General features: G+C 47.4%; 22 protein-coding genes, 1 tRNA gene and 1 pseudogene. 16 read left to right on the forward strand and 8 right to left on the reverse strand.

The annotated features are described in order from the left end of the window. The first annotated feature begins 62 nt into the window (after positions 1 to 62). The 3 genes from Q394_RS20430 to pyrE all read left to right on the forward strand — a co-directional run bounded on the left by Q394_RS20430 (position 63) and on the right by pyrE (position 2190). Positions 63 to 569 carry a hypothetical protein gene (locus Q394_RS20430; RefSeq protein WP_051543449.1) on the forward strand — a complete coding sequence of 169 codons (507 nt, stop codon included), beginning with the start codon at positions 63 to 65 and terminating at the stop codon, positions 567 to 569. Between the two features lie 114 nt (positions 570 to 683). Next, positions 684 to 1538, forward strand: a complete 855-nt coding sequence (gene asd / locus Q394_RS0113805) for an archaetidylserine decarboxylase (protein WP_038141590.1) — start codon at positions 684 to 686, stop codon at positions 1536 to 1538. A gap of 10 nt (positions 1539 to 1548) precedes the next feature. Then, complete coding sequence (gene pyrE, locus Q394_RS0113810; protein WP_028489788.1) at positions 1549 to 2190, forward strand: orotate phosphoribosyltransferase; 642 nt, start codon at positions 1549 to 1551, stop codon at positions 2188 to 2190. Here pyrE and Q394_RS0113815 read toward each other — a convergent pair whose 3' ends face one another. Next, on the reverse strand, positions 2191 to 3666 hold the full coding sequence (locus Q394_RS0113815) for a cytochrome-c peroxidase (RefSeq protein ID WP_169735901.1): 1476 nt from the start codon (positions 3664 to 3666) through the stop codon (positions 2191 to 2193). A gap of 191 nt (positions 3667 to 3857) precedes the next feature. Between Q394_RS0113815 and Q394_RS21605 the strand changes: the two genes are divergently transcribed. Continuing rightward, entirely contained in the window at positions 3858 to 4397 is a 540-nt protein-coding gene (locus Q394_RS21605; protein ID WP_051543450.1) for a helix-hairpin-helix domain-containing protein, read from the forward strand. Positions 4398 to 4451: 54 nt separating this feature from the next. On the opposite strand, the gene Q394_RS0113825 is transcribed toward Q394_RS21605, so the two are convergent. The 3 genes from Q394_RS0113825 to Q394_RS0113835 all read right to left on the reverse strand — a co-directional run bounded on the left by Q394_RS0113825 (position 4452) and on the right by Q394_RS0113835 (position 7823). Next, positions 4452 to 4709 carry a helix-turn-helix domain-containing protein gene (locus Q394_RS0113825; RefSeq protein ID WP_051543451.1) on the reverse strand — a complete coding sequence of 86 codons (258 nt, stop codon included), beginning with the start codon at positions 4707 to 4709 and terminating at the stop codon, positions 4452 to 4454. Positions 4710 to 5198: 489 nt separating this feature from the next. Further along, on the reverse strand, positions 5199 to 5723 hold the full coding sequence (locus Q394_RS20445) for a disulfide bond formation protein B (RefSeq protein WP_156946878.1): 525 nt from the start codon (positions 5721 to 5723) through the stop codon (positions 5199 to 5201). A gap of 57 nt (positions 5724 to 5780) precedes the next feature. Further along, positions 5781 to 7823: a monovalent cation:proton antiporter family protein gene (locus Q394_RS0113835; protein ID WP_038141597.1), complete on the reverse strand. Its 2043-nt coding sequence runs from the start codon at positions 7821 to 7823 to the stop codon at positions 5781 to 5783. A 107-nt stretch (positions 7824 to 7930) separates the two neighbouring features. Here Q394_RS0113835 and Q394_RS0113840 point away from each other — a divergent pair, with 107 nt between their 5' ends. Both Q394_RS0113840 and Q394_RS0113845 read left to right on the forward strand, forming a co-directional pair. Then, positions 7931 to 8365, forward strand: coding sequence for a hypothetical protein (locus Q394_RS0113840; protein ID WP_028489792.1), 435 nt, complete (start codon positions 7931 to 7933; stop codon positions 8363 to 8365). Positions 8366 to 8386: 21 nt separating this feature from the next. Next, on the forward strand, positions 8387 to 10141 hold the full coding sequence (locus tag Q394_RS0113845; protein WP_028489793.1) for an ABC transporter ATP-binding protein: 1755 nt from the start codon (positions 8387 to 8389) through the stop codon (positions 10139 to 10141). Positions 10142 to 10155: 14 nt separating this feature from the next. Here Q394_RS0113845 and Q394_RS20450 read toward each other — a convergent pair whose 3' ends face one another. Together Q394_RS20450 and Q394_RS0113855 are read right to left on the reverse strand one after the other, a co-directional pair. Next, positions 10156 to 13038: a response regulator gene (locus tag Q394_RS20450; RefSeq protein ID WP_084260482.1), complete on the reverse strand. Its 2883-nt coding sequence runs from the start codon at positions 13036 to 13038 to the stop codon at positions 10156 to 10158. 103 nt (positions 13039 to 13141) lie between these two features. Next, positions 13142 to 13218 (reverse strand) — tRNA-Arg (locus Q394_RS0113855). Positions 13219 to 13383: 165 nt separating this feature from the next. On the opposite strand from Q394_RS0113855, the gene Q394_RS0113860 reads away from it, so the two are divergent. The 3 genes from Q394_RS0113860 to Q394_RS0113870 all read left to right on the forward strand — a co-directional run bounded on the left by Q394_RS0113860 (position 13384) and on the right by Q394_RS0113870 (position 16790). Further along, positions 13384 to 13959, forward strand: a complete 576-nt coding sequence (locus Q394_RS0113860) for a carboxymuconolactone decarboxylase family protein (RefSeq protein WP_245606796.1) — start codon at positions 13384 to 13386, stop codon at positions 13957 to 13959. A 14-nt stretch (positions 13960 to 13973) separates the two neighbouring features. After that, the gene (locus Q394_RS0113865; protein ID WP_281169652.1) at positions 13974 to 14270 is read left to right on the forward strand and encodes an MGMT family protein; all 297 of its coding nucleotides are present in this window, start codon (positions 13974 to 13976) and stop codon (positions 14268 to 14270) included. Between the two features lie 126 nt (positions 14271 to 14396). Continuing rightward, positions 14397 to 16790: a serine/threonine-protein kinase gene (locus Q394_RS0113870; RefSeq protein WP_156946879.1), complete on the forward strand. Its 2394-nt coding sequence runs from the start codon at positions 14397 to 14399 to the stop codon at positions 16788 to 16790. Between the two features lie 14 nt (positions 16791 to 16804). Here the strand turns inward: Q394_RS0113870 and Q394_RS0113875 are convergent, their stop codons facing one another. Then, the gene (locus tag Q394_RS0113875) at positions 16805 to 17632 is read right to left on the reverse strand and encodes a methyltransferase domain-containing protein (RefSeq protein WP_028489797.1); all 828 of its coding nucleotides are present in this window, start codon (positions 17630 to 17632) and stop codon (positions 16805 to 16807) included. Positions 17633 to 17711: 79 nt separating this feature from the next. Here Q394_RS0113875 and Q394_RS0113880 point away from each other — a divergent pair, with 79 nt between their 5' ends. Then, complete coding sequence (locus Q394_RS0113880) at positions 17712 to 18260, forward strand: tyrosine-protein phosphatase (protein WP_051543454.1); 549 nt, start codon at positions 17712 to 17714, stop codon at positions 18258 to 18260. A gap of 4 nt (positions 18261 to 18264) precedes the next feature. On the opposite strand, the gene Q394_RS0113885 is transcribed toward Q394_RS0113880, so the two are convergent. Further along, positions 18265 to 19215 (reverse strand): AEC family transporter, encoded by a 951-nt coding sequence (locus Q394_RS0113885; protein ID WP_028489799.1) that lies wholly within the window; start codon positions 19213 to 19215, stop codon positions 18265 to 18267. A 219-nt stretch (positions 19216 to 19434) separates the two neighbouring features. Here Q394_RS0113885 and Q394_RS23110 point away from each other — a divergent pair. From Q394_RS23110 to Q394_RS0113920, 6 genes and pseudogenes are all read left to right on the forward strand, one after another. Then, positions 19435 to 19563 (forward strand): annotated as a pseudogene (locus tag Q394_RS23110) (transposase); the annotation flags it as partial. Between the two features lie 333 nt (positions 19564 to 19896). Further along, complete coding sequence (locus tag Q394_RS22020) at positions 19897 to 20967, forward strand: DUF4433 domain-containing protein (protein WP_084260483.1); 1071 nt, start codon at positions 19897 to 19899, stop codon at positions 20965 to 20967. 8 nt (positions 20968 to 20975) lie between these two features. Continuing rightward, positions 20976 to 21677, forward strand: a complete 702-nt coding sequence (locus tag Q394_RS20455; protein WP_051543455.1) for a macro domain-containing protein — start codon at positions 20976 to 20978, stop codon at positions 21675 to 21677. Positions 21678 to 21973: 296 nt separating this feature from the next. Continuing rightward, the gene (locus Q394_RS0113910) at positions 21974 to 22234 is read left to right on the forward strand and encodes a DUF4258 domain-containing protein (RefSeq protein WP_028489802.1); all 261 of its coding nucleotides are present in this window, start codon (positions 21974 to 21976) and stop codon (positions 22232 to 22234) included. Beyond that, entirely contained in the window at positions 22224 to 22418 is a 195-nt protein-coding gene (locus Q394_RS0113915) for a DUF2283 domain-containing protein (protein WP_028489803.1), read from the forward strand. The genes Q394_RS0113910 and Q394_RS0113915 overlap by 11 nt, the downstream gene beginning before the upstream one ends. Before the next feature lie 166 nt (positions 22419 to 22584). After that, a partial coding sequence (locus tag Q394_RS0113920) for a transposase (protein WP_028489804.1) occupies positions 22585 to 22875 on the forward strand: 291 nt, incomplete at its 3' end.

Genomic DNA, 22875 nt, shown 5'->3' on the forward strand with positions numbered 1-22875 from the left:
ACTAATATTATGATATTCACACATTGAGGATTTCTCACCTACCAACGCTAGGAGACACTATTATGAAACTGCAAACTATCGCACTCGCTACCCTGATCGCTTTATCTGGTGCTGCTTCCGCTGACTTCACCGACGGCTTTGACAACGGTTCTGGCTACGGCAACGGCTATGGTAATGGCACGGGTTCTACTGCTGCGAATGGTAACGGCTACGGCAACGGTAATGGCGATGTGAACGGCTGGGGTCGTGGTAAAGGCGACGCTGACGGCGAAGTTGATTTCGCGATTACCTTCAAAGGCAAAGGCAAAACCAACATGGCGACAGACATGGCTGCTAACGGTAAAGGCAACGGTGACTGGTACGGCGCTGGCAATGGCTACGGTTACGGCAATGGTGCTGGCAACGGTTACGGCTACAGCAACACAGCTAAGAATGGCAATGGTTACGGCGCTCCGGCAATGATGGCTCCACAGATGATGCCACAAATGCCAACGGCTGCTGCCCCACAAGCTGCACCAGTACCTGTTGCTCCAACAGCAACTGCACCTGTTGCAACACCTGCAAAGTAATCTGCAAGCATCACAGTTTGCTAAAGGCGTCCTTCGGGGCGCCTTTTTTGGTTTATTCTCCTCCAAATTCCCGTATTATCCCGCCTTTACCCCCTGATACAGACGTATTACCGCATGAATCTATCTGATATTCTAAAATCTTGGCCGCTTTACCTATTACCGCACCATTTCATTTCCCGCTTGGTGTTTCGCCTGACACGGGTGCAATGCCCCCGCGTCGTCCCCACTGCTATCCGTCTATTCAGCAAGATTTTCAAGGTGAACCTGGAAGAAGCTGTCAACCCTGAGCCTTCCAGCTACCCGACCTTCAATGCCTTTTTCACCCGACCACTGAAACCGGCATTACGCCCCCTCGCCGCAGGCAATAGTATCTTGGTTAGCCCTGTCGACGGGCGTATTAGCCAAATGGGCAGGATTGAAGAAGGGCGAATTTTTCAGGCGAAAGGCCACGAATATTCCGCGCTGGAATTACTAGGTGGTGATGAAAACCGTGCTGCACCCTTTATGAATGGGCAGTTCATGACCATTTACCTATCACCTCGCGATTATCACCGCATCCACATGCCGCTGACGGCCACCCTAACCGAACAAGTGTATGTACCAGGACGGCTGTTCAGTGTTGCTGGGCATACTGCCCGCACCATTCCACGCCTATTTGCCCGTAATGAGCGCGTCGTGGCGATGTTTGATACTGATTTCGGCAAACTCGCGATGGTGCTGGTGGGTGCTATCAATGTTGCCGCGATTGAAACCGTCTGGGATGGGCTGGTGACTCCCCCGCAAGGTTGGGGCGTAAAACGCCAAACCTTCCCTGATGTTTCTTTGGCAAAGGGTGAAGAAATGGGGCGTTTCAACATGGGTTCAACCGTTATCCTGCTGCTGGAACAGGGGCAAATTCCTTGGGACAAGGCGCTGGGCGCAGACGTAGCAGTACAACTGGGACAAGCATTCGCAGATTTACAAGCATAGGATCAAGGCAATGAAAACATATCAACAGGATTTTCTGGATTTTGCTATCGGGCAAGGCGTATTGCGCTTTGGCGAATTTACCCTGAAATCGGGGCGTATCAGCCCTTATTTTTTCAATGCTGGCTTGTTCCAGACAGGTTCTGCCCTGTCACGTTTAGGCAAATTTTATGCGCAAGCCATTGTCGATTCTGGGGTGGAATTTGACATGTTGTTTGGCCCTGCCTACAAAGGCATTCCGTTAGCCGCTGCCACTGCCATTGCTTTGTATGAACATCATGGCAAAGATTACCCCTATGCTTTCAACCGCAAGGAAGCCAAGGATCACGGCGAAGGCGGCACAATCGTCGGCGCTCCCCTGCAAGGCCGGGTACTTGTGATTGATGACGTGATGACCGCCGGTACAGCCATCCGCGAATCTGCCAATATGGTAGCAGCGCATGGCGCAAAACTAGCAAGCGTGGCTATTTCACTTGATCGGCAGGAACGCGGCACAGGTGAAAAATCTGCCGTGCAAGAAGTTGAAGCGCTGTATGGTATTTCCGTCATCAGCATCGTCGGCTTGAATGAAGTCATCAACCACGTCAGCAGCCACCTGCACGATGCCACCTTACTGGCAAACGTACAGGCTTACCGCAACCAATACGGTATTTGATTAAAACCGCGCATTCAATTGCAAGCCCATCGGATCCTGCTGAGCAGGGTCTGATGAAGGTATCCAACGGCTCAGGCAATCCGGGCTAGTCACACAAGGGTCGGTCAGGGTTTCTAGAAAAACCATCAAGTACTGCACATCATCCTCGTTATACACCTGACCAGCAATATCGGTATTACCCCCCAACATTTCACGCAAGTTCGGCTGAAGCTGTGCCGTCGGAATATTGGCTTGTTGCAGTTGCTGCGGGTCGTAATCGAGCGCTGCCTGAAACGGGTTGAGCATGTGTTTCACCACGGCATCAAGGCTGGTGTAAGCGCCATTATGCCCCCACGGCGCTGTCACCGTGACATTCAACAAACTTGGGGTACGGAAGCGGAATTTGTCATCCGCTTGCTGCGTCACCAACCAGCGCCCATAATCCTGTTGAAGCTGCGGATCACGATTGCCTTTACCGGGGCCAATCGGTGGCATCAACACATTGCGAAACTGCTCATCCGTAAAAAAATCCCCGCGATGGCATGATGCGCACGCATAGCCCCCTTCGCCACGTTCTTTGAAAAACAACACAGCTCCCTGCTTGGCAGGTTCGCTGATAGCGACAAGATTGCCTTGCACATACTGCTTCCAAGCATGGTTCACAAACACTTGCGAACGTTCGTATTCGGCCAAAGCAGCCGCGATATTCTGCTCAGTAATCAAGGTTTCTGCTGGCTCTTGGGGTTGTTGATAAGCCTGACGAAAAGCATCCAACCAGTAGCCCGTTTCTGCCACAGACAAAGCATCATTTGGGGGGATGTTGTTGCCATACCCCCCCAAACGTTCCGCCAAACGGTCACGGCAAGATTGTGTCGTGCCATCAGGATCAAAGGCTGCACCACGCATCTCATGATTGGACGTCACCGGAAACCGCGCCTGAGCATGAACCAGGCTCGCCCCAGCCCGAGGATCAGGCTGCCCATAAGCCCTATCAGGTGTAGTAATCCCCCCCTCAACTTGTGCAACCCGTCCATCATGGAACATGAACTGCTTCCACAAACCACTATTAAAGGTCGTAGGTGCATTACGCGGCACGCCTGGTATGAGATTACCGGTTAACAGCCGCTTATGACCTAGCCTATCTGGGTCGGCGGCATCCACCCCAATCGACAGCGAAAGGTTATCTCCCCCGCCCAACAAGGGATGATGGCAAGTCGCACAGGCAACATCCTTATTCCCCGACAACGCTTTACTGAAAAACAGTTTCATGCCCAATTGTGCCAGCGGTGATTCTATATCTGGAAGCGACACGCCTTGTAACGGGTCACCCGTCAAGCCATACTGCCGGATCAACTCACGGAGCGTTGCATCAAGTTCAGAACGTAATACTAGAGCGCTACCGTTATCTGGTCGGTAAATGTTATTGTTAACAGCATCATCTTCACAACCTTGCAACAACAACAGCACACATAGCAATGTAATAGAACTCGACTGCATGACAAAAGCAACACTAATAACCATGGGGTAACGCTATTATCGCACTGCCATCGGTCAACCTGAGAGGAGGTTTGTCTGCTGAACCCTACCATTTGGTGTATTCTGCCAGTAGCATTACCTGTTTAGAATCCTTTTAGAGTCTGCTTTGTAAAAACAGCAGTAAATATACGTTAAATCAATGGAGTTTCATAATGTATCAATTAGTCGGTATCTTTATGCTTGGCATACTTACGGGATGGATGGCAGAGTGGATATTTGTTCGCCTATTTGTCCCCAATCCCAAGAAAAAGCTCGAAGCAGCTTTACAAGCTAGTCGCAGAGAAAATGAGCAATTGCAGAAACAGAATGATGCACTACAAACGGCTCACAATATAAGCCAAAAAACTCATGCAACAGCACCTGAAAAAACACTGGTGCAGCCATCTGAAGCTCTGGTAGTGGTTGAACCCACACCGACAGCAATAACCGTTAGCAAGCAGGTACAAGAAGAGGATGATTTGACAAAATTGAGTGGTATTGGCCCAAAATTAGAAGAAGCGATGAAATTAGCAGGCATAAACAGTTATGCCCAATTAGCTAAATTGAGTGTGGAAGATCTGAATGCAAGTTTAGCGTCTAGTGGGATTCGTTACAGTAAAGCAGCAGCAGAAAGTTGGGCTACTCAGGCTAAATTAGCCAAAGAGAATGATTGGGATGGTTTAAAAACTTATCAGTCTGCTTTAAAAGGTTAAATATATAAAGGGGGCAGTTTTTCTAACTCCCCCCTTTATGTCATCATATCTTAATTAGAGCAGATTATGACGTTTCAGCTTAGTACGCAGTGTTGCACGGTTAATCCCCATGCATTGAGCTGCTTTTGATTGATTACTGTGAGTGTAACGCATCATGATTTCTAACATTGGGCGTTCCACTTCATCTAGTACAAGACGATAAATGTTTGATGCCTCATGCTCGCCTAAGGTATCCAGATAATCTTGTAAAGTACGAGAGACCGTTTCAGACAATGAAGAGTCCAGACCGGTACGAGAAGATGTATTCGTCATATTCATGCAACCTTTTTAATATTTGTTGATGCGATTCTACACAATGTATCATTAACCGCAGCCAACTGTTTTTCAGGAGTCGTGATCGCAAAAATCCTTTTTATCAAATTTTTCTCAGAAGGTGATTCGATCCAGATATCACCCGATATGCTTCCGTGCATTACGGATACTTGGATCCGCTCCATAGAAGTCGTGAATAACCTTGTCTGATCTAAAACGACTCAGCAACGTTCATAGACATCATTCTGTACAAAAAGTTTTCTAAAAGAGAAAATCTTTTTAGCAGAATATCTTTGACCACCCCAAGCTGCTCGACCAAGCACGGTTATCGGCATACCTTCAGTTAAAGATTGGCACAAGGAAAGTTCTTATGCCAAATAACCAAACGCATATCCTGAATAAAAGAATACCACAGAGTGAAATATACCCAGTATGTCGGTTCGATAAACGGTAGTTTATCTTCGATGTGATGCAATAAAATGACTGCAATTAACGCATTGAAAAAGTACCTACATGGTTGTTGCCTCGCCTAAAAAACAACCATATCAAGTAAAAAGCCAGCAATATAAACAGTGGAGACGTTAATTGCGGTAAACTTAGACCAAATATTGACCAGCTCACTTCAGTACAACTAGCACCACTACGTAATAATATCTCAGTCACAGAACCTTGCGGCAAATAAGTAATAAAACTATCCAACCAAACTTCAAGACCTGGGCCGCAAGAAGCCGCTTCCTCAGGTGGCAAACTTAACAACCAAACCTGACGAATGGCAATCCCCGCACTGAACAATCCACCGCAAACCAGCAACAGACCATATGCCTTATCTCCCCATCCTGATGGGTTATGCAAGAACGCCAACACTGCCACCAACCCAATCGCCATCAAAGCTAATCGCTGTAGCACACATAGCGGGCAGGGCTCCAAGCCAACCACCAGCTGAAAGAACAGTGCTGCTCCCAATAACATCAAACAAAAAATAAACACAAATAAGTAGTGGGGACGCTTATTCACAGGATCCATTCTCCCTCAAAAAAATCAGTAACAACATTATTCTTCATTGGGCGGCACTTATCCATTACCATCCTGTATAGTGGTGGCAGCAGTAACGCTATTCTTTGCAGTTTTGCCACCTGATTTCAGCACAATCTCTACTTCCCGGAAACAGTCTGCCTTACCGCCCTCCAGTACCAGCACATCACCACTTTGTAACAAAATATCGGGCGAAGGTTGTTCCCCCCGAATCTCACCTCGACGTAGTGCCTTGATATTCACAGCAAAGCGCTCCAATTTCAGCTCAGCAATACGCTTACCGACACTAAAGTCATGTTCCTGCAAAGTAAACGTATGCAAAAATGCTGCCTTATTACCTTGCTGAGGCTTATCCTGATCACCGTGGTAATAGCTATGTAAAGAACGGTAACTATCACTACGAATCTTTTCAGTCATCTGAAACACTTCATCCGGGCTAAATCCCAATTGCTCAAAAATGCGCTGAGTAATCATCAAAGTCGCCTCCAGTGTTTCAGGAAGCACACTCGTTGCCCCACAACGTTCCAATGCCTCTAAGTGACGCTCGTCACGGGTACGTACTAACACCGGAATGTCGACCCGTTTCAAACGAATAGCCTCGATAATACGTTTAGCAACCTCAATATCCACCACAGTAATCACCACCATTCTGGCGCGAAGCAAACCTGCCGCAATCAGAATTTCAGGGCGTGTAGCATCTGCGTAATGCACTGGGTCACCGGCTTCCCAGGTCTTTTCCACGATACTAGGATCAAGATCAAGCGCAAGATAAGGAACGCCTTGCTCCTTTAAGAAATGGGCAATATTTTGTCCCATACGCCGATAGCCACACAAAATAACATGATCACTCACTTCATTGACGGCCACGCTGACTTCAGCCGCATCCTTAAACTGTTGATGCGTATAAGTATCCGCCAACAATATCGTGGTGATCTTCTCGTTGTAACGGATAATCAACGGTGAAATAGCCATACTAATAACAATAGCCGCCAAGGTTGTCTGAGCCTCACCATTGGACATCACGTTATTATTTAACGCCAATGCTAGCAATGCGAATCCGAACTCTCCTCCCTGCCCTAGCACCAAACCAGTCCGCAAGGATGAGCCATTACTGTCAGAGAACAATCGTGTCAACAAACCTATCAACAAGCCTTTGCCTACCGTCAGACCTAATACCAGCAGCAACACGGGCAGCCATAAGGAAGACAAGATCTCAATGTCTAACTTAGTCCCGACGGTGATAAAGAAAAGCCCCATTAAAATATCCCGAAACGGGCGTATCTCACTCTCGATTTGATGTTTATACTCGGTTTCGCTCAACAACATCCCAGCTAGAAAAGCCCCTAAAGCCAGAGACAAGCCCAAAGACTGCGTAATCCACGCCGCCGTCAATGCCACCAAGAGCACCGTAATATTGAATAATTCTAGGGATTCTGCGCGAGCGATGTACTGAAACAGTGGCCGCAACGTATAGTGCCCGACCAGCAATGTCACAAAGAACAGCAAGGCATAAGACGACACTTTGAATAAAAATTCGCTGGTATTACCAATCTCATTGCCACCGCTGGCCGCCAACAATGGAATAACCACCAAAAAAGGCACTACAGCAATATCCTGAAACAACAAGATACCCAAAGCCGATTGACCATGAGGGGCACGCATTTCAGCCTGATCATTCAATTGCTTGACGACAATAGCGGTAGAAGACATCGCCATCGCCCCACCCGCCACCAAAGCGCTCTCCCACGATGAACCAAAATAAGAAAGGATCGCCATGCCCGACAACGTGGAAATCACCACCTGCAACCCACCCAAACCAATAATGGTATTGCGCATGGCCATGAACTGCTTCAGCGAAAACTCCAGCCCAATCGCAAAGAGCAAGAAGACCATGCCGACCTCCCCCATAAAGGCTAAGCCCTCACTTTCTGGGATAAATTGCACCCCATTCGTCCCCATCACTGCCCCGACTAACAAATAGCCAAGGATAGGCGGCAAACGCAAGGTGCGAAAAGCGGCGACAGCACCAACAGACATCACCAACAACAGTAAAATACTGCGCAATAGATCGTGTTCTTCCACGTAATTTCCTACAATTTACTTAAGTTGTTTTAACTAAGTATACGGCTTTCTGCCCCTACACACACGGTAAGGGTTAAGTTCTTACACAGAATTAATGGAAACAAACAGTGAAAAAAAATTCATTCTGGTGGCAATGGCTTCTTTACTTGTGGGTAGCCCCCATCACAGCGCTCTGCCTACCTTTGGCTTTGCTGGCAAAATTGACGGGGGGAGGCTACAACCTGCATACAGGTGTTCTCGAAATCTGGGGTGGCTGGGTGGGCAATAGGCTCAATCGTGGCATCCCCTTTCTAGGTTCAGTCAATGCCATTACCTTAGGGCATATCGTGGCAGGCATCTCGCCAGAACACTTACGCAACAGCCGTATACATGAACGGGTACATGTCGCGCAATTTGAACGCTGGGGATTTCTCTTTCCACTGGTTTACCTGCTGGCTGGTATCAAAGCACGGCAACGCGGCGGTAGTTTATATTGGGATAACCCTTACGAAATTGAAGCCTACACCAAAGCAGCAGAGGCAAAAGATAATCACTATACTTGAACCATCTGCTAACATCCGCACATGGATATTATCTTTCGTGAATATGGCGCCATTATTCGTCAGAAATGGGGCTGGTTTGTCATCGTTGTGCTGGGCATCTCAGGGGGTGCGGGGCTGGAATTGCTTGTTCCCTTATTTTACAAGGAACTTGCCAACGGCTTATCCAAACCGTTTACCCCAAACAGTCACGAGCTATTACTGCAAAACCTCACCTACATTGCCATAACCTATGGGATTATATGGCTAAGCTGGCGGGCGCTGGAACTGGGCATGATCATGTTCCAAAGCTGGGGTTTGAACAAACTCGACAAACGCTGCTTCGATGTTCTCGTCAAACAGCGTCATCACTTTTTTGAGAATAATTTCGCTGGCAGCTTAGTCAAACAGGCCAATCGTTTCATCAAAGCGTTTGAAACCATTATCGATTGGCTGATTTTCCAGTGCTATGGCAACTTGCTACAAATCAGCATCGCCTTTGTGATTTTTTACCAGCAGCAACCTCGCTTTGCGCTGTACTTCCTTATCTGGGTGGCTATTTTTCTAGGCTGGAGCGGTGGCTATCTGGTGTGGAAACTAAAATTCGACCTGCGAGTGGCGGAAATGGACTCCAAACTCGGCGGCGCGTATGCCGATGGCATCAGTAATATTGCCATCGTCAAAAGTTTCGCGCTGGAACAACAAGAACGCACCAATATCAGCAATTTGGCAGATGAATCTTACCGCAAGCGCAATGTGGCTTGGCTACTCACCTTCGTATCCTTTGCCGTACAAGGCTTGTTGGTCTTCAGTATTGAACTACTGCTGCTGTATTGGATGATTGGTGAATGGAAAAATGGCGCCTTCGAGATTGGCGAATTTGTACTATTCCAAACCGTATTGCTGATCCTGATCCGACACTTGTGGGATTTCGGAATGAATTTCAGGCGTTTTTTCAGTGTACTGGCCGATGCGCGGGAAATGGCAGAAGTCTTCCGTCAAACGGATCTGGAAGAAGAACACGCAGGTCAAATGCATACGATTACTCACGGTGATATCCGTTTCGAGCACCTTGGGTTTGCCTATGCTTCGACAGAGACTAGCCATCAGGGGATGGGATTATTTGAGAATTTCAATTTACACATCAAGGCGGGGGAAAAAGTTGCGCTAGTAGGGCATTCTGGGTCGGGTAAAACCTCACTGACAAAATTGCTTTTCCGCTTTGTTGAGCCACAGCAAGGCAAAATCCTCTTCGATGGCATAGATGCGCTGGATTTCAAGCTCGCGTCTTTACGGCAACAGCTTTCTCTGGTTCCACAACAGCCTGACCTATTTCACCGCAGTATCCGTGACAATATCGCGCTGGGCAGACAGGTTGATGACCAACAACTGCGTGATGTAGCATATAAAGCACGGGCGCTGGATTTCATCGAAAAATTACCGCAAGGCTTCGACACCATGGTAGGGGAACGCGGCGTAAAACTCTCAGGCGGTGAAAAACAACGCATAGCCATTGCACGCGCCTTCCTCGACCATGCGCCGATCGTGGTACTCGATGAAGCCACCAGTGCGCTAGATTCCCTCACCGAGCAACAAATTCAGGTAGCCATTTTCGAGCTCATTGAGCACAAAACCGCGATAGTGATTGCGCACCGCCTCGCCACCATCCTACGTATGGACAGGATCATCGTACTCGAAAATGGGCAAATCATTGAGCAAGGAACACACAACGAATTGCTAGCGTTACGCGGCAAATATTACGACATGTGGCAACACCAAAGCGGCGAATTTTTGCAGTAAACGTCTAACAACTATCATGCCTCAACGGTTTGACGATGCGCCACCTTCAACCATTTTTGCAACTTGCTCTCTAGCTCATCCACGCGAACTGGTTTAGATAAGTAATCACTCATGCCCGCTTCATAACACTTTTCGTCGTCACCTTTCATGGTATGTGCTGTCAGCGCGACAATAGGTAACACCTGATAACGCTCATCTTCCAGTTGACGAATCTTGCGGGTTGCCTCATAACCGTCCATAACTGGCATCTGGCAATCCATCAATACCAGATCATAGGTTTGCTGTTGCACCGCTTTGAGAGCTTCCTCACCATTGATAGCACAATCAACATAGGTATAACCCAGTTTTTTCAACAGAGCTAATGCCACTTTCTGATTCACGACATGATCTTCTGTCAGCAAAATACGAACACCTCCCTTTGACTGAATAGAAGGTGAAGGTGATAAATTCACGTGAGGCTCTGGAGTTGCCTCAGGGTTCAGTGGATTAACCGGTACGTGCTGACGGCTCAAATATTTCCGAATAACCGAATGTTTAATAGGCTTACTTAATAGTTTGACATTCTGATCCAAACGCATTGCTTCTAATAAAGCAGTGTGTTTGGCACTGCCATAAATAATCAGAGATGCACTCGTATATTCACGCACGGTTTTAATAACTGGAATAATACTTAATGGATGATCTGGCTTATAGTAGAACATATCAGCATCTAACATGATGACATCGTAATGACTATTTCTCTCCAATGTTAGTAGCAAATTATTGAGTGTATCAACCGTTACCGGCTCCATACCCCACTGTTTAATCTGCTTATCATAATACGCATTCAACAATGGTTTAGCCCCTAACATCAATACAGATGTAATATTTGATAACAAGTTAAGTGTTTGCTGCCCTGTAGCAACTTCCACCTTAATCGTCACCCAGAAACTCGAGCCAGTCCCAATTTTACTTAATAAACCAATATCCCCATCCATCAACTGAGCTAATTGCTTGCAAATGGCCAAACCTAAACCAGTACCCCCGTATTGACGAGTAACAGAACCATCCACCTGTGAAAATGCCGAAAATAATTTTCCTTGTGCTTCGTCAGGAATACCACAACCCGTATCAAGTACCTCAAAGCGCAAGCCTTGTTTATCACCCTCTTGTTTCCAAAGATCACCTTGCACACTGATAATGAGGATGACATAACCCCTATCCGTAAATTTAATTGCATTGTTCATCAGATTGATCAGAATCTGACGTAATCGAATCGAATCACTAACAATAGCAAAAGGCACATCCTTTTCAATGAAGAAGGCCAACTCGATCCCTTTGGCGTGGGCATTTTCCGCCAATAAATCCAGTACACCTTCAATCACTGGTAACAACTCAAAACGACTATTACTGATTGATAACTTACCTGCTTCAATTTTTGAAAAATCTAGAATATCATTAATAATACGCAACAGCGATTCAGAACTTTGCTGTACCGTGAGGACTTGCTCACGCTGTTCGCGACTCAACTGACTATCCAACAACAATCCCGTCATACCAATCACCCCATTCATAGGCGTGCGAATTTCATGACTCATATTGGCAAGAAATTCAGATTTAAGACGAGCAGACTCCAACGCAGCATCTCGCGCTGCGGCTAATTCTTTCTGGGCAACAATACGATGGCTAATATCACGAATAATCCCAGTAAATACCACACTATCACCAAAGCGGGCTTCACTTACCGACAAGTCAATGGGAAGTTCAGCACCACCTTTACGCCGTGCCATTAATTGACGAGGTTTGCCAATAATATGGGGTTCATTTGTCTGTAAATAACGCTGTAGATAGCCATCGTGATTGGCATGATGCTCAGCCTGCATCAATATATTGACGTTTTCCCCTAACAACTCCGCTTGCGTATACCCTAGCACTGAGTAAACGGATTCATTAGCTTCAATGATAATGCCTTCAGCGTTAATCACTATAATCGCATCTAATACAGAGTCCACAATCGTACGACTTTTGATCTGACTAATATTGAGTTCCTCGGCCAACTTTTCGCGCTCCTCGATCCCCAACATAAGTTTTCGATTAGCGACGCGTGCAGACTCAGCGGAAGCCCGTGATGCTTTTAAAGAAGCACGTAAACCTCGTAATGCCAATACCAGCACGAACAGCATAGAAATGCCCAAACCAAATAGCATCATGAATGACTCCATCAGTGCTGCTTTAGTAGCCTTTTCAAAACCACTGATAGGGCGGCTTACCTCTAAAACACCACGGACATCGCCTACTTTCCAATCTGCTTTAGGTGTACCCGGATAAGTATTGTGGCAATTGACACAACTTTCACCTAAACGATCAGCACGAGCATAACGTAACACTTGTGCACCATCCTCACCTTCAAAACGCCAAACTGCTTTTTCAGGATTTTTTCGCAACTCCTGAAGCGCCCAACGCTCAAAATCATCCTTAGCCCCCCCATCCTTACCCTCACGCCATGGGAACGGATAATCGCTGTAAAAACGCACCTTATAGTTACTATCTTTGCTATCCGTGAGAAATTTAGAAAAATCAATCATCATCGTCGCTGGAAGCGGCACTGCATTATCACTAGATAAGTAATCATGTGTAACAGATAGACCACCTTTCTTAACACGCGGTACAAACTGCTCGGAGTAAAAAGTGCGAAAACGCGCTACGGACGATGTAAATTGACTCGCCTCATAAACTGCAATTTCTTCATTGACTGAACGGCTTGTCTGATAGCTAAGCCAAAATACTAAAGTTGAGCCAATAACCAATAGAAACGTTAAGATATAGACGATATAGCGAGTGACGAAGGCGTCACCTTGATAGAGATTTGTGCTTTCTGTTCTCATAGCATCTTTTTGTATATTTATTGATGAACCCATAAGCCAAGCATATTAGCAACGTTCAACCAAAATAGACAGACAGACGAGAGTAAAAAATAAAAGATAAAAAAAAGGGCTGACACATGGTCAACCCTTTGATATATGGCGCATCCGGAAGGATTCGAACCTCCGACCACCTGGTTCGTAGCCAGGTACTCTATCCAACTGAGCTACGGATGCGCTGTAGCGAGGTGCACATTATGCTAATTTGGTTATAACTCGTCAAGAAAAATTTCAATTTTTTTTCACATTCACGCAAATTAACCTTTAGCCTATTTACACAATGCCCAAGCAACAGTTTGTGGTAAAATTTGGTTGCACTGCAACATAAATGAGTAAATGACAATGATAGACACCGACTTCATGGAATCCCTGAAAAGAGCACGCACCTATGGACTAGGTGAGTTCCTAGAAATAATCAGTGAACTTTCCCAAGAAAGCACCAAAAAAGGTGTGCTTGATCGAAAACACAAAGAATTGATTACCTTAGGAATTGCACTAGCGAAAGGCTGTCACCGCTGCATCGAAATCCACACGGCAGCGGCCATTAAACTGGGCGCAAGTGATACTGAAATGCTACAAGTACGCCGTGTAGCACTCTATGTACAAGCCAGCCCAGAGCATCACCACACGGAATTATGGAAAGCATGGATAGATTCTTGGCGTGAATTCTCCCTCAGCAAAGGCTGTATCGACCGCCGTTGCCGTGAACTTGTCGGTTTAGGCATTGCATTAGTGCAACAAGATTCATACCTGATCGACCTACACGTCAAAGCTGCCCGAGAATTTGGCGCAAGCCCTGAAGAAATCTTCGAAGTTATGCCGATTGCTTTACTGATGGATGGAGCACCCGCTCTTTCACAAATCCCTCATCTAGTGCACGCCATAGAAAAATCAGAACCTGTGGAGGCTACAGCCTGACAAAATATCAACGCATTTACAGCATCGTGAAGCAAATTCCAACAGGCTATGTCGCCACTTACGGCGATATAGCCATACTGGCTGACCTACCCGGTCATGCCCGATTAGTAGGGTATGCCCTGCACGCCCTACCACCACTATCAGACATCCCCTGGCAACGCGTCATCAATGCACAAGGCAAGATCAGCTTAGGGAAAACATTTCCGGGTGGTGAACTACAGCAACGCCATTTACTAGAAGCAGAAGGCATTGTGTTCGAGGCCAATGGCAAAATCAATTTACGACACTTCCGCTGGCAACCTAAGCGATGAAGGCGTGTTCAAAACCCAGTAATCCTCTATAATCACTGCATTTTACTTTAATGACCACCGGCGGTAATTCGCGGGAGCCTTGCCACTATGCCATTTTCAAATCGACCGACTAGAGAACCCAACCCAGTGCAGAACTTGCCAATTCTTCAGGAACGCTACGCCTTGCGTCGTTGCATGGCAGATACCGCACTTGGCAAACTCTATTGGGCACAAGATCAAAAGCAAATGCCGCAAAGCAACGAGCAAACTAACGTGTTGGTATTCACGTTATTACCTGCTCTGGCCAATAACCCTGCTTTTGAACAAGCGTTTGGACACATACTACCAACCTATCAGAAACCCATCGCAGGAATGCCTCACGTCATTGACGATGGCACCACAACCGATGGTACTCGATGGATGGTCATGCGTAATATCGGTGGCATGTTACTCTCTGAACGCCTAGCAGAACTTGATGAACGGGGAATGCCAATCCCTGAAGCGATGGAGCTGCTTGATAGCATCAACAACACACTCGCCAATCAACGTCCTAGTGGCATTTTTGGTTATCTGGAACCCAATGCCATCTTACTAGGTGACAAACTACCCTGCCTCCTCACCGCACCTGTCGCCGCCGCTTTACGGGTGACGTATAACAACAGCGCCAATGATCGCTCAAATCAGCCCTTACGCTCAGGCTATATCAGCCCAGAGGCACTGCTTGGCGACACCCCCACGGCCACTGACGATACCTTTTCGATTGCCTGCATTGCCTATCATATGTTTCAAGGCGAACCCCCCTTCGGAAAACACAGCACACTCGAAGCGGCTATCCGCAACGTTTTCCCTGGCAGTATCCGTAAACTTCGCCCTGACACCTGGAATGCATTACGTCAAGGACTAAGCCTAAAACGGGACGAACGCCCTAAAAACCCAACAGCATTACTACGCACCCTGCAACGTAAACAACAAAAAAAACTCATACTACCCATTGCATCCTTAGTAGCAGCGGGAGCCGTTGCCATGACTACCTACACCTTATTATCCCATCATGGTAATACCCCACCCAAACCCGTCGAAACACAACTATCCAACCCAGCCCCAACTCAGCCAAATAAGGGCGAGACTGCCCGCCAGGAAGACACGTCTGCGTCATTAATTGGCGAAGCCAATATCCCACCCGCTCTTGACCAAGAAAGTGCCCAAGCACAAGCCCAAGCTGATAAACTGGCCACAGAAACGGCTGCACGTGCTGCCGCCGAGCGTCAAGATATTGCAGCCTCTGCCCAAATCAAGTTGGCCAGTGAAAATGACTTATTAACGCTTCAAGACAATGCTGCTGATGCCATACGCAAAGGCAACCTCTTCAGTACTGACCCAGAATACCCCGCTGCTATCGACTACTTACGCAAAGCTCGTGCCCTAGAATCAGACAACATCAAGACACAAAAACTGCTAGCACAATTGATAGACGACCAACACACCGAAGTTGAATCACTGTTGGCCGCCAACAAACTCGAAGAAGCGAATAAATTGCTATTAACCACGGACCAGCTCATCTCCGAATTCACGCTAGCGGACAGCCTCAAACGCCAAGTGAGCCTTGAAAGCGATGTCAAACAAGAACAACGCAAGCAAGCACTGTCAGAAGAATCATCCACTGGCACAACCACCACCCCAACGGATACCCCGACAACACCGACCACCAGCGCAAGCACTAGCGACACCGCAAACACTAGCGACAATGCCGAACAATATATCGAACGCGCCCAGCGTGCCATCAACTATGGCAACATCAATACCAGCGATGAACGCAGTGAAAGTGCCGTTGCATACTTAAGTACATTATTAGAAAAAACGCCCGAACACCCAGAGGCACTAAAGCTGCTGGAGAAAGTTGTCACCCTTCAACAAGAAGAAACACGCGCCATGCTGCAAAAACATGATACAGAAAAAGCGCGTTCACTCTTGGATGACAGCCAGGGTCTGATTGGCAAATACAAACTAGACGATCAGGTAGAAGAGCAAATATCCCTAGAAAAACGTTACCGTGAAACCTTAGCCATGGGTATCGAATCCACGAAAGATGAACCCACTTCAGAAGCAGAAACCCCGGCGAGTAAACCAGAAGCAACGCCAACATCCACCGCAATACCACAAGGAATTACCGCAACGCGCCCGACTGAAATAAAACCCGCGCCAATACCACAAGGGATTACCGCAACGCCACGCCAAGAAACAGAAAACCCTGAAGCTGCCGAAACGGCGGCGCAATCAGATCCCGCACCGCTCGAAATCAATATTCCCGCCGATATCCCGGTTCAAAGTACACCAGTGCTATCCAATAGCATCGAATTACCCCCTGTCAGGCTCGACACCCCGCCACCAGCGCCAACGTTCGTACCCGCAGCGCCGGATACAGTGACCTTTGAAGTACCCGCAGCCCCTACCAACGATACTAACAACACCTTCACACCTGATGTACCCAATCTAATGGAATTACCCTTGGATAGCATCAAAGATGGCCTGAATAACCGCTGATAACGGCTATCGTGCTACAGACGCGCAATAAAAGCTGACACTGGACGCCCATCGTCCAGTGTTTCCACCGCATCCAGCAGGATTTCAGCCCCGGCAAACACCTGCGCCAACTCCCCCGGCTTCAGCAAGAAATTGGGGTTACGCGGGCTACCGAACTGTTCCGAACCCTGCATGAAAGTCTGGTAAATTAGGACGCCACCGGGTTTCAACAAGCGTTTCATCCACGGAAACAGAGGGCGGTGCAGGTAACGCGCCACGTTAATCAGCTCGAATTGCCCACTCGCATAAGCACTGAACGGGTCACTACCGGTTTCCAAGTTCAGGCACTCCGTTTGGATACCCACCTGATGGCGAACGGCCAGATTCTGGGCACGTTGTAACGCAGCGGGAATGTAGTCGATGCCACACATCTGCCAGCCGTGCATAGCAAGGTACACCATATCCCGCCCTGCCCCGCAGCCAATATCCAGCCCCGTACCCGGCGTAATACCGTGTGCCGGGGCAAGCTCTGCCACAAAACGAGCGATCAGCGGCGCAGGCTGCCACAAACGTTGGGAATGTGCCCCCCTTGCCAACTCACCTGTTGCCTGCAACGCGGCTTGCACGCTCGGCGTCCACTCGATTTGCTGCACCACCTGATAGCCTTTACCCTGCAAAAAAGCACTGGCTTCCAGCAACGTGACGGTATCGCCATACAGGATAATGGGTTCGGAGGTTTTCGGCAGTTCGTGCATCCGTTCTGGCAATTCAGCAGCGGGTAGCGAACAAGCATTCTGATGATGCCCTTCACAAAAAGCCGTAAGATGGCGGCAATCAACAATGGGTAAAATTTTTGTAGGCATAGGATTGTGTATTGATTGGGAAATGACGGTCAGAGTATAACGCACCCTGAAAATAGCGGAGGTAATAGACGTGTTGAAGATGTATGGGTTGTGGGTATTGTTGTTGCCGGGCTTGGCGTTTGCTGATGCCCGTCCGGCGACTTGGGCAACGCCCATTAACGATAGCAAGCTGGAAAATTTCTATCAGGTTAGCCCAATGCTGTACCGTTCCTCGCAGCCCGATGCGGAAGGTTTCGGCGAGCTAAAACAGCATGGCATTGGCGAAGTGCTGGATTTGCGCCTCTACCACAAGGATCTGCCGAGCGCGGACATGGCGTTAACCGTGCACAATGCCCCGCTGTTTGCCAGCGGCATCAACCCGGTGCGAGTTGTCAACGCCTTGCAGGTGATTGCCAATGCTAAAGAGCCGGTGCTGGTGCATTGCTTGCACGGCTCTGACCGTACCGGGCTGGTGGTCGCCCTGTACCGCGTGGTGTGTCAGGGCTGGAGCAAACAACAGGCGATTGATGAAATGCAACTGGGTGAGTTTGGTTATCACAGCGTGTTCAGCAATATTCCTGCGTTTATCCAGAATGCGGATGTGGAAAAGCTCCGCCAACAGGTGCAAGGCCCGGCCTGTCACCTGTGACTGCTCACATCCAGCCGCCGCCCTGCAAAATGACCACGCCCAGACTGGTGGTGAACAAGGAACCCAAGGTCGTCAACACCACGGTATTGGCTGCCAGTGTGGCATTGCCGCCCATCGCCCGCGCCATCACGTAACTGGCGGCGGCGGTGGGTGCGGAAGACATCAGCATTAAAATACCCAAATCCATCCCGCGAAAACCCATCCAGAAGCCGCCAGCGGTAAACAGCAAGGGGATCAGCACCAGCTTGCTGAAGGTTGCCAACAGCGTTTTGCTCATTTCCTGTTTCAGCGTATGGAAATCGAGCGATGCGCCGGTACACAACAGCGCCAGCGGCAAAGCCATATCCGCCAGCGTTTCCCCCGCCTTCATCAGCAGCTCAGGCGGGCGCACATCCCACCAGGCAAACGGCAAGGCCAACACAATGCCAATAATCAGCGGGTTGGTAGCGATATTACGTAGGATGCCGCCAATTCCCTGCTGTTTATGCAAGGAACGGCTCAGGGTGATCACCCCCAGAATATTGAACAGAATGCTCAAAATCCCCACGTACAAGGACGCTGCCACCAGCGCGACATCGCCATAGGCATTCACGCAATACGCCAGCCCGATAATTGCCATATTGGAACGAAAAATCCCCTGCACCACCACGCCCCGGTCTTCTGGCGGGTTTACCGTGAAATGCGCCATGATTTCCGTCAATACAAACAGGATGCTCATCGCCACCAAGCCATAGGCGATCAGGTGGAAATTGGTGGTCGCGTCGATGTGGTTTTTCGCGATACTGACAAACAGCAAGGCAGGCAACGCCCAGTTAAACACCAGTCGTGAACCTGCTTCCACAAAGGCATCGTTGACGGAGCGACGCCGCGCCAACCACGCACCCAAGGCCAACAGGATAAAAATCGGCCCTGTGACCGACAGGGAAAAAAGGATAGTGTTCCAAAATTCGAGCATTACACATCTGCCAAAGCCAAATCAGGTGCATAAGATACCCTGAAAATGGTTGGATTTGTGTTCATTTAGCCATCATGATTTTTTGTAATAGGCCATGATTTAGTATAAATTACCGCCATCAGCCAGAAGAAAACGACAGCTCATCGAGTTCTTGGTCGTTACGGATCAGGGCGGTAGCGTTCAAGGGACAAACCGAGGGCTGCGCGTAGTCGAAGCCCGGCACGCTACACCCGCAAGATTGCCATCAGCGAATCCCGCCTGCTGGACATCACCTAGGAAACGGTCAGCTTCCACTACCACGATTACCGCGATGGGCAGCAGAAAGTGATGACCTTGGCGGGGGATGAGTGAGCTTGGCAAGGAAAAATAGACAGTCCCGAACTGTCACATATGGCTGTTGCGCCCGATGGAAAAATGGCTCGAAACACCAAGAACCCTGTGCTATGTTTGACCACAATCAGGGCGGAAACAGGCAGGACGGCAATGGGTAGGCAACGGTTGGTGGGGAATCATCAGGAAACAGGGGCTGGCGGGGCGATGGGCAGAAAAAGCAATCCTCTTATAGATAAGGTGTCGGACTCCGTAGCACGCGGTTCCGTCCAACAAGGCATTTATGCCCAGTGCTGCCGCACACGGCATAAAATGCTTTAACGTTAGGTGACGCAAGAACAGAGGTGAACGATGGAATGGATTGTTGGGCTTTTTATTTTGTGGCTAATTGGGACTCTATCAGGTGGTTCATCTAAATCAACAAATGACTCTGCAACGACAAGAAACTCCAAGAAAAAGGAAGGCCTTCAGAAGGCGAATAGGGAGTCTTTAGACGATTTATTAAAAAAACTCGAGATTGAAGTCGATGGAGCATCAAATAAAAAAACAAAAGTTAGTCGTCCAGATGTTTCTGTTTCTTTGCCGCCTGTACGACAGACGGTGTTGTGTAGATCGCGCCGGGAACGTGCCAAACTTTCTTTGCCGCCTGTACGACAGACAGTTGATGAGGAGCCGCCGCCTTGGGACGAAGTACCGCCTTGGGACGAAGTACCGCCTTGGGACGAAGTACCGCCTTGGGACGAAGTACCGCCTTGGCTTAAAGATGATTCATACTCAGATATATCGAACGAATTTAATCAATATGGAGTCGTATCGGTTTGGCACATGACCCATAAAAATAATGTCAGAGAAATTTTAAGATCAGGGATACTTAGCAATAAAACTGCATATGAAATCAAGAATCCTATGGATATTTCAGATCATGGCGTTCAAAGATTGAGGGAGCAAGAAGATCCGATTTATGGCAGAAAATTACATGAATATGCACCAACTTATATAAACATTAAAAATCCGATGCTTTATGTGAGGCGCAATATACAAAATGATTTGTGCTTAATTGAAATATCATTATCTGCGTTGTTGGATCATAACTTCATTTTTACTGATGGTAATGCGGCTGCACGTAACACCCATTTTTATAACGAGACAAATGATTTAGAGAAACTTCCATGGGATGTTTTAAATGCATCATATTGGAATGACTTTCCTGACGGAAAAAGAAAAAGATGTAGTGAAGTATTAATTTACCCAAGGATTGAACGAAAACATATTACCAAACTGCATTGTTGTTCAAGTTCGGCTTATAAGTATTTGTCTCAGCTTGGAGTTCCAGTTGAAATTTCAGAAAATCTGTTTTTTGGAAGGTGTTTTTCAGACGCAACATCAAAAGATTCATCGTTCGATGATGATATACCTTTTTGAGGAATGTTATGAGCCTAAAAGTAATTACAGGTAATATTTTTACGACCAATTGCCAAACGATAGTTAACACAATTAACTGTGTTGGTGTTATGGGGGCGGGTATAGCATTGGAGTGCCGTTTGAGATATCCAGATATGCATGAAAGGTACATCGAACTGTGCGATAAAAATCAGATTGATATTGGGAAGTTATGGATTTATAAGTCATCAGAAAAGTGGATTTTGAACTTTCCAACAAAAAAACATTGGAAGTTTCCGTCAAAAAAAGAGTATTTACATTCTGGGCTTAAAAAATTTGTGTCTACATATAAAGAAAGGGGCATCGTGTCAATTGCATTCCCTTTGCTTGGCGCGGATAAAGGTGGAATACCTCAGGAAGAAAGCCTTTCTATAATTCAGCACTACCTTGAGCCATTGGATATAGAAATTGAAGTATATCGTTATTCATCAAGTGCAAATGATGACTTATATGAGGCGACAAAAAAATGGTTACTAACTCAAGATGTTGAATATATATCGCAATCAACAAAGCTCAGGAAAGATTATGTGGCTAAAGTATTAAATGCGATGCAGTCACAAGACATTCGTCAGCTAAACCAACTTGGCAGGGTAAAGGGGATAGGTATAAAAACTCTTGAAAAAATATTTAATTTCGCACAAGGCTCGTTAAATAGCGATTCTATTATGGTAAGCCAGCAAACGCTGTTATGAAATCACCTAACAATCACATTCACTCGGACAGCAAAAAGCGGCGCGGCTTCCGCTACACCCGCACCCCTTTTTGCTGCCGGTGATGTGAAGCGTTGGCTTCTCAAATGACAAATATGATTATCCAAAACTGACAGACCGAATGAAGATTATTTCATCATGCGCTAACGCGGGAAATGCCGTGCTTGATTCAAAGCCTGAATTTAGAGCATTGGGGCGGCTCGCTGAGGCTCGGGAATGCTTGACGATCCTTACCTGTAAGGCGAAACTAGGCAGGTAACACAACAGAAGCCACCTAGATGATCAGCAAGCGTTTCAACAAGCCAGTCATACTCACCCATCATGCAACAGAACAGATGGCTGAACGGCAGATAGACGAGAAGACACTTACTGACCTGATAGAATCGGGTGATGTGAAGTACAAAGATGAGCAGCATTTGTGGATTTATAAGGCATACCCTAACCGTGAAGACAATATGCTGTGTGCCGCCGCGATTGAGCGTAACAATTTGATCATCAAAACTGTCATGATCAACTGGGAGTTAAGCGATGAACATTAAATACTATGAAGACGATGACATCCTAGTTCAGCGGTTTAGCAATAACCCGATTGTTCGGGAAGTCTCGCAAGGCTGGAACATCAACGTCAGCTACGATAAAGATAACAATATCGTGCAGATTGTTATACTTGAAGCCAAAGAAAAGGGACTTTATCCAGTTATACCCATGAAAATGGCAGCCTAACTTCGTTCACCAAAGATTCATTGATACGCGGGGACAGCCCGCGACTTTGCACAATTCACACCGCGCCGCGCCCGTCATGCTGGACGTTGAGGCTGTAGAAAAACCCTCCGAACCGCCATTTTGTGGGATAATCAAGCATCACAAGCACCAGAATGAGTAGGCAGGCATGGCACGCTACAAACCGATCCATCAAGGCGTAAAACTGTTGGCTGTGGACTTTGACCGGCAAATCCTGCCCGGTACGTTTGAATACGCGCTACGTCATTTGGTGGATAAGGAACTCGACCTTGAAGACTTCCACCAACGTTATAAGAATGATGTGCAAGGTGCAGCCGCTTTTGACCCAGCGGTGTTACTCAAAATCATCCTGTTAGCTTACAGCCGTGGCATTATCAGTAGCCGCAAAATCGAATCAGCGTGCCGTGAAAATATGCTGTTCATTGCGATTTCCGGTGAC

It is taken from the genome of Thiothrix lacustris DSM 21227 (assembly GCF_000621325.1).
Taxonomy (GTDB): domain Bacteria; phylum Pseudomonadota; class Gammaproteobacteria; order Thiotrichales; family Thiotrichaceae; genus Thiothrix; species Thiothrix lacustris.

Coding starts and splice junctions, on each gene's coding strand:
- Q394_RS20455 (WP_051543455.1), top strand. CDS start 20,976: ATGAGCCTAAAAGTAATTACAGGTAATATTTTTACGACCAATTGCCAA.
- asd (WP_038141590.1), top strand. CDS start 684: ATGAATCTATCTGATATTCTAAAATCTTGGCCGCTTTACCTATTACCG.
- Q394_RS20450 (WP_084260482.1), bottom strand. CDS start 13,038: ATGGGTTCATCAATAAATATACAAAAAGATGCTATGAGAACAGAAAGC.
- Q394_RS0113860 (WP_245606796.1), top strand. CDS start 13,384: ATGATAGACACCGACTTCATGGAATCCCTGAAAAGAGCACGCACCTAT.
- Q394_RS0113815 (WP_169735901.1), bottom strand. CDS start 3,666: ATGCAGTCGAGTTCTATTACATTGCTATGTGTGCTGTTGTTGTTGCAA.
- pyrE (WP_028489788.1), top strand. CDS start 1,549: ATGAAAACATATCAACAGGATTTTCTGGATTTTGCTATCGGGCAAGGC.
- Q394_RS21605 (WP_051543450.1), top strand. CDS start 3,858: ATGTATCAATTAGTCGGTATCTTTATGCTTGGCATACTTACGGGATGG.
- Q394_RS0113825 (WP_051543451.1), bottom strand. CDS start 4,709: ATGACGAATACATCTTCTCGTACCGGTCTGGACTCTTCATTGTCTGAA.
- Q394_RS0113885 (WP_028489799.1), bottom strand. CDS start 19,215: ATGCTCGAATTTTGGAACACTATCCTTTTTTCCCTGTCGGTCACAGGG.
- Q394_RS22020 (WP_084260483.1), top strand. CDS start 19,897: ATGGAATGGATTGTTGGGCTTTTTATTTTGTGGCTAATTGGGACTCTA.
- Q394_RS0113915 (WP_028489803.1), top strand. CDS start 22,224: ATGAACATTAAATACTATGAAGACGATGACATCCTAGTTCAGCGGTTT.
- Q394_RS0113875 (WP_028489797.1), bottom strand. CDS start 17,632: ATGCCTACAAAAATTTTACCCATTGTTGATTGCCGCCATCTTACGGCT.
- Q394_RS0113845 (WP_028489793.1), top strand. CDS start 8,387: ATGGATATTATCTTTCGTGAATATGGCGCCATTATTCGTCAGAAATGG.
- Q394_RS0113910 (WP_028489802.1), top strand. CDS start 21,974: ATGATCAGCAAGCGTTTCAACAAGCCAGTCATACTCACCCATCATGCA.
- Q394_RS20430 (WP_051543449.1), top strand. CDS start 63: ATGAAACTGCAAACTATCGCACTCGCTACCCTGATCGCTTTATCTGGT.
- Q394_RS0113880 (WP_051543454.1), top strand. CDS start 17,712: ATGTATGGGTTGTGGGTATTGTTGTTGCCGGGCTTGGCGTTTGCTGAT.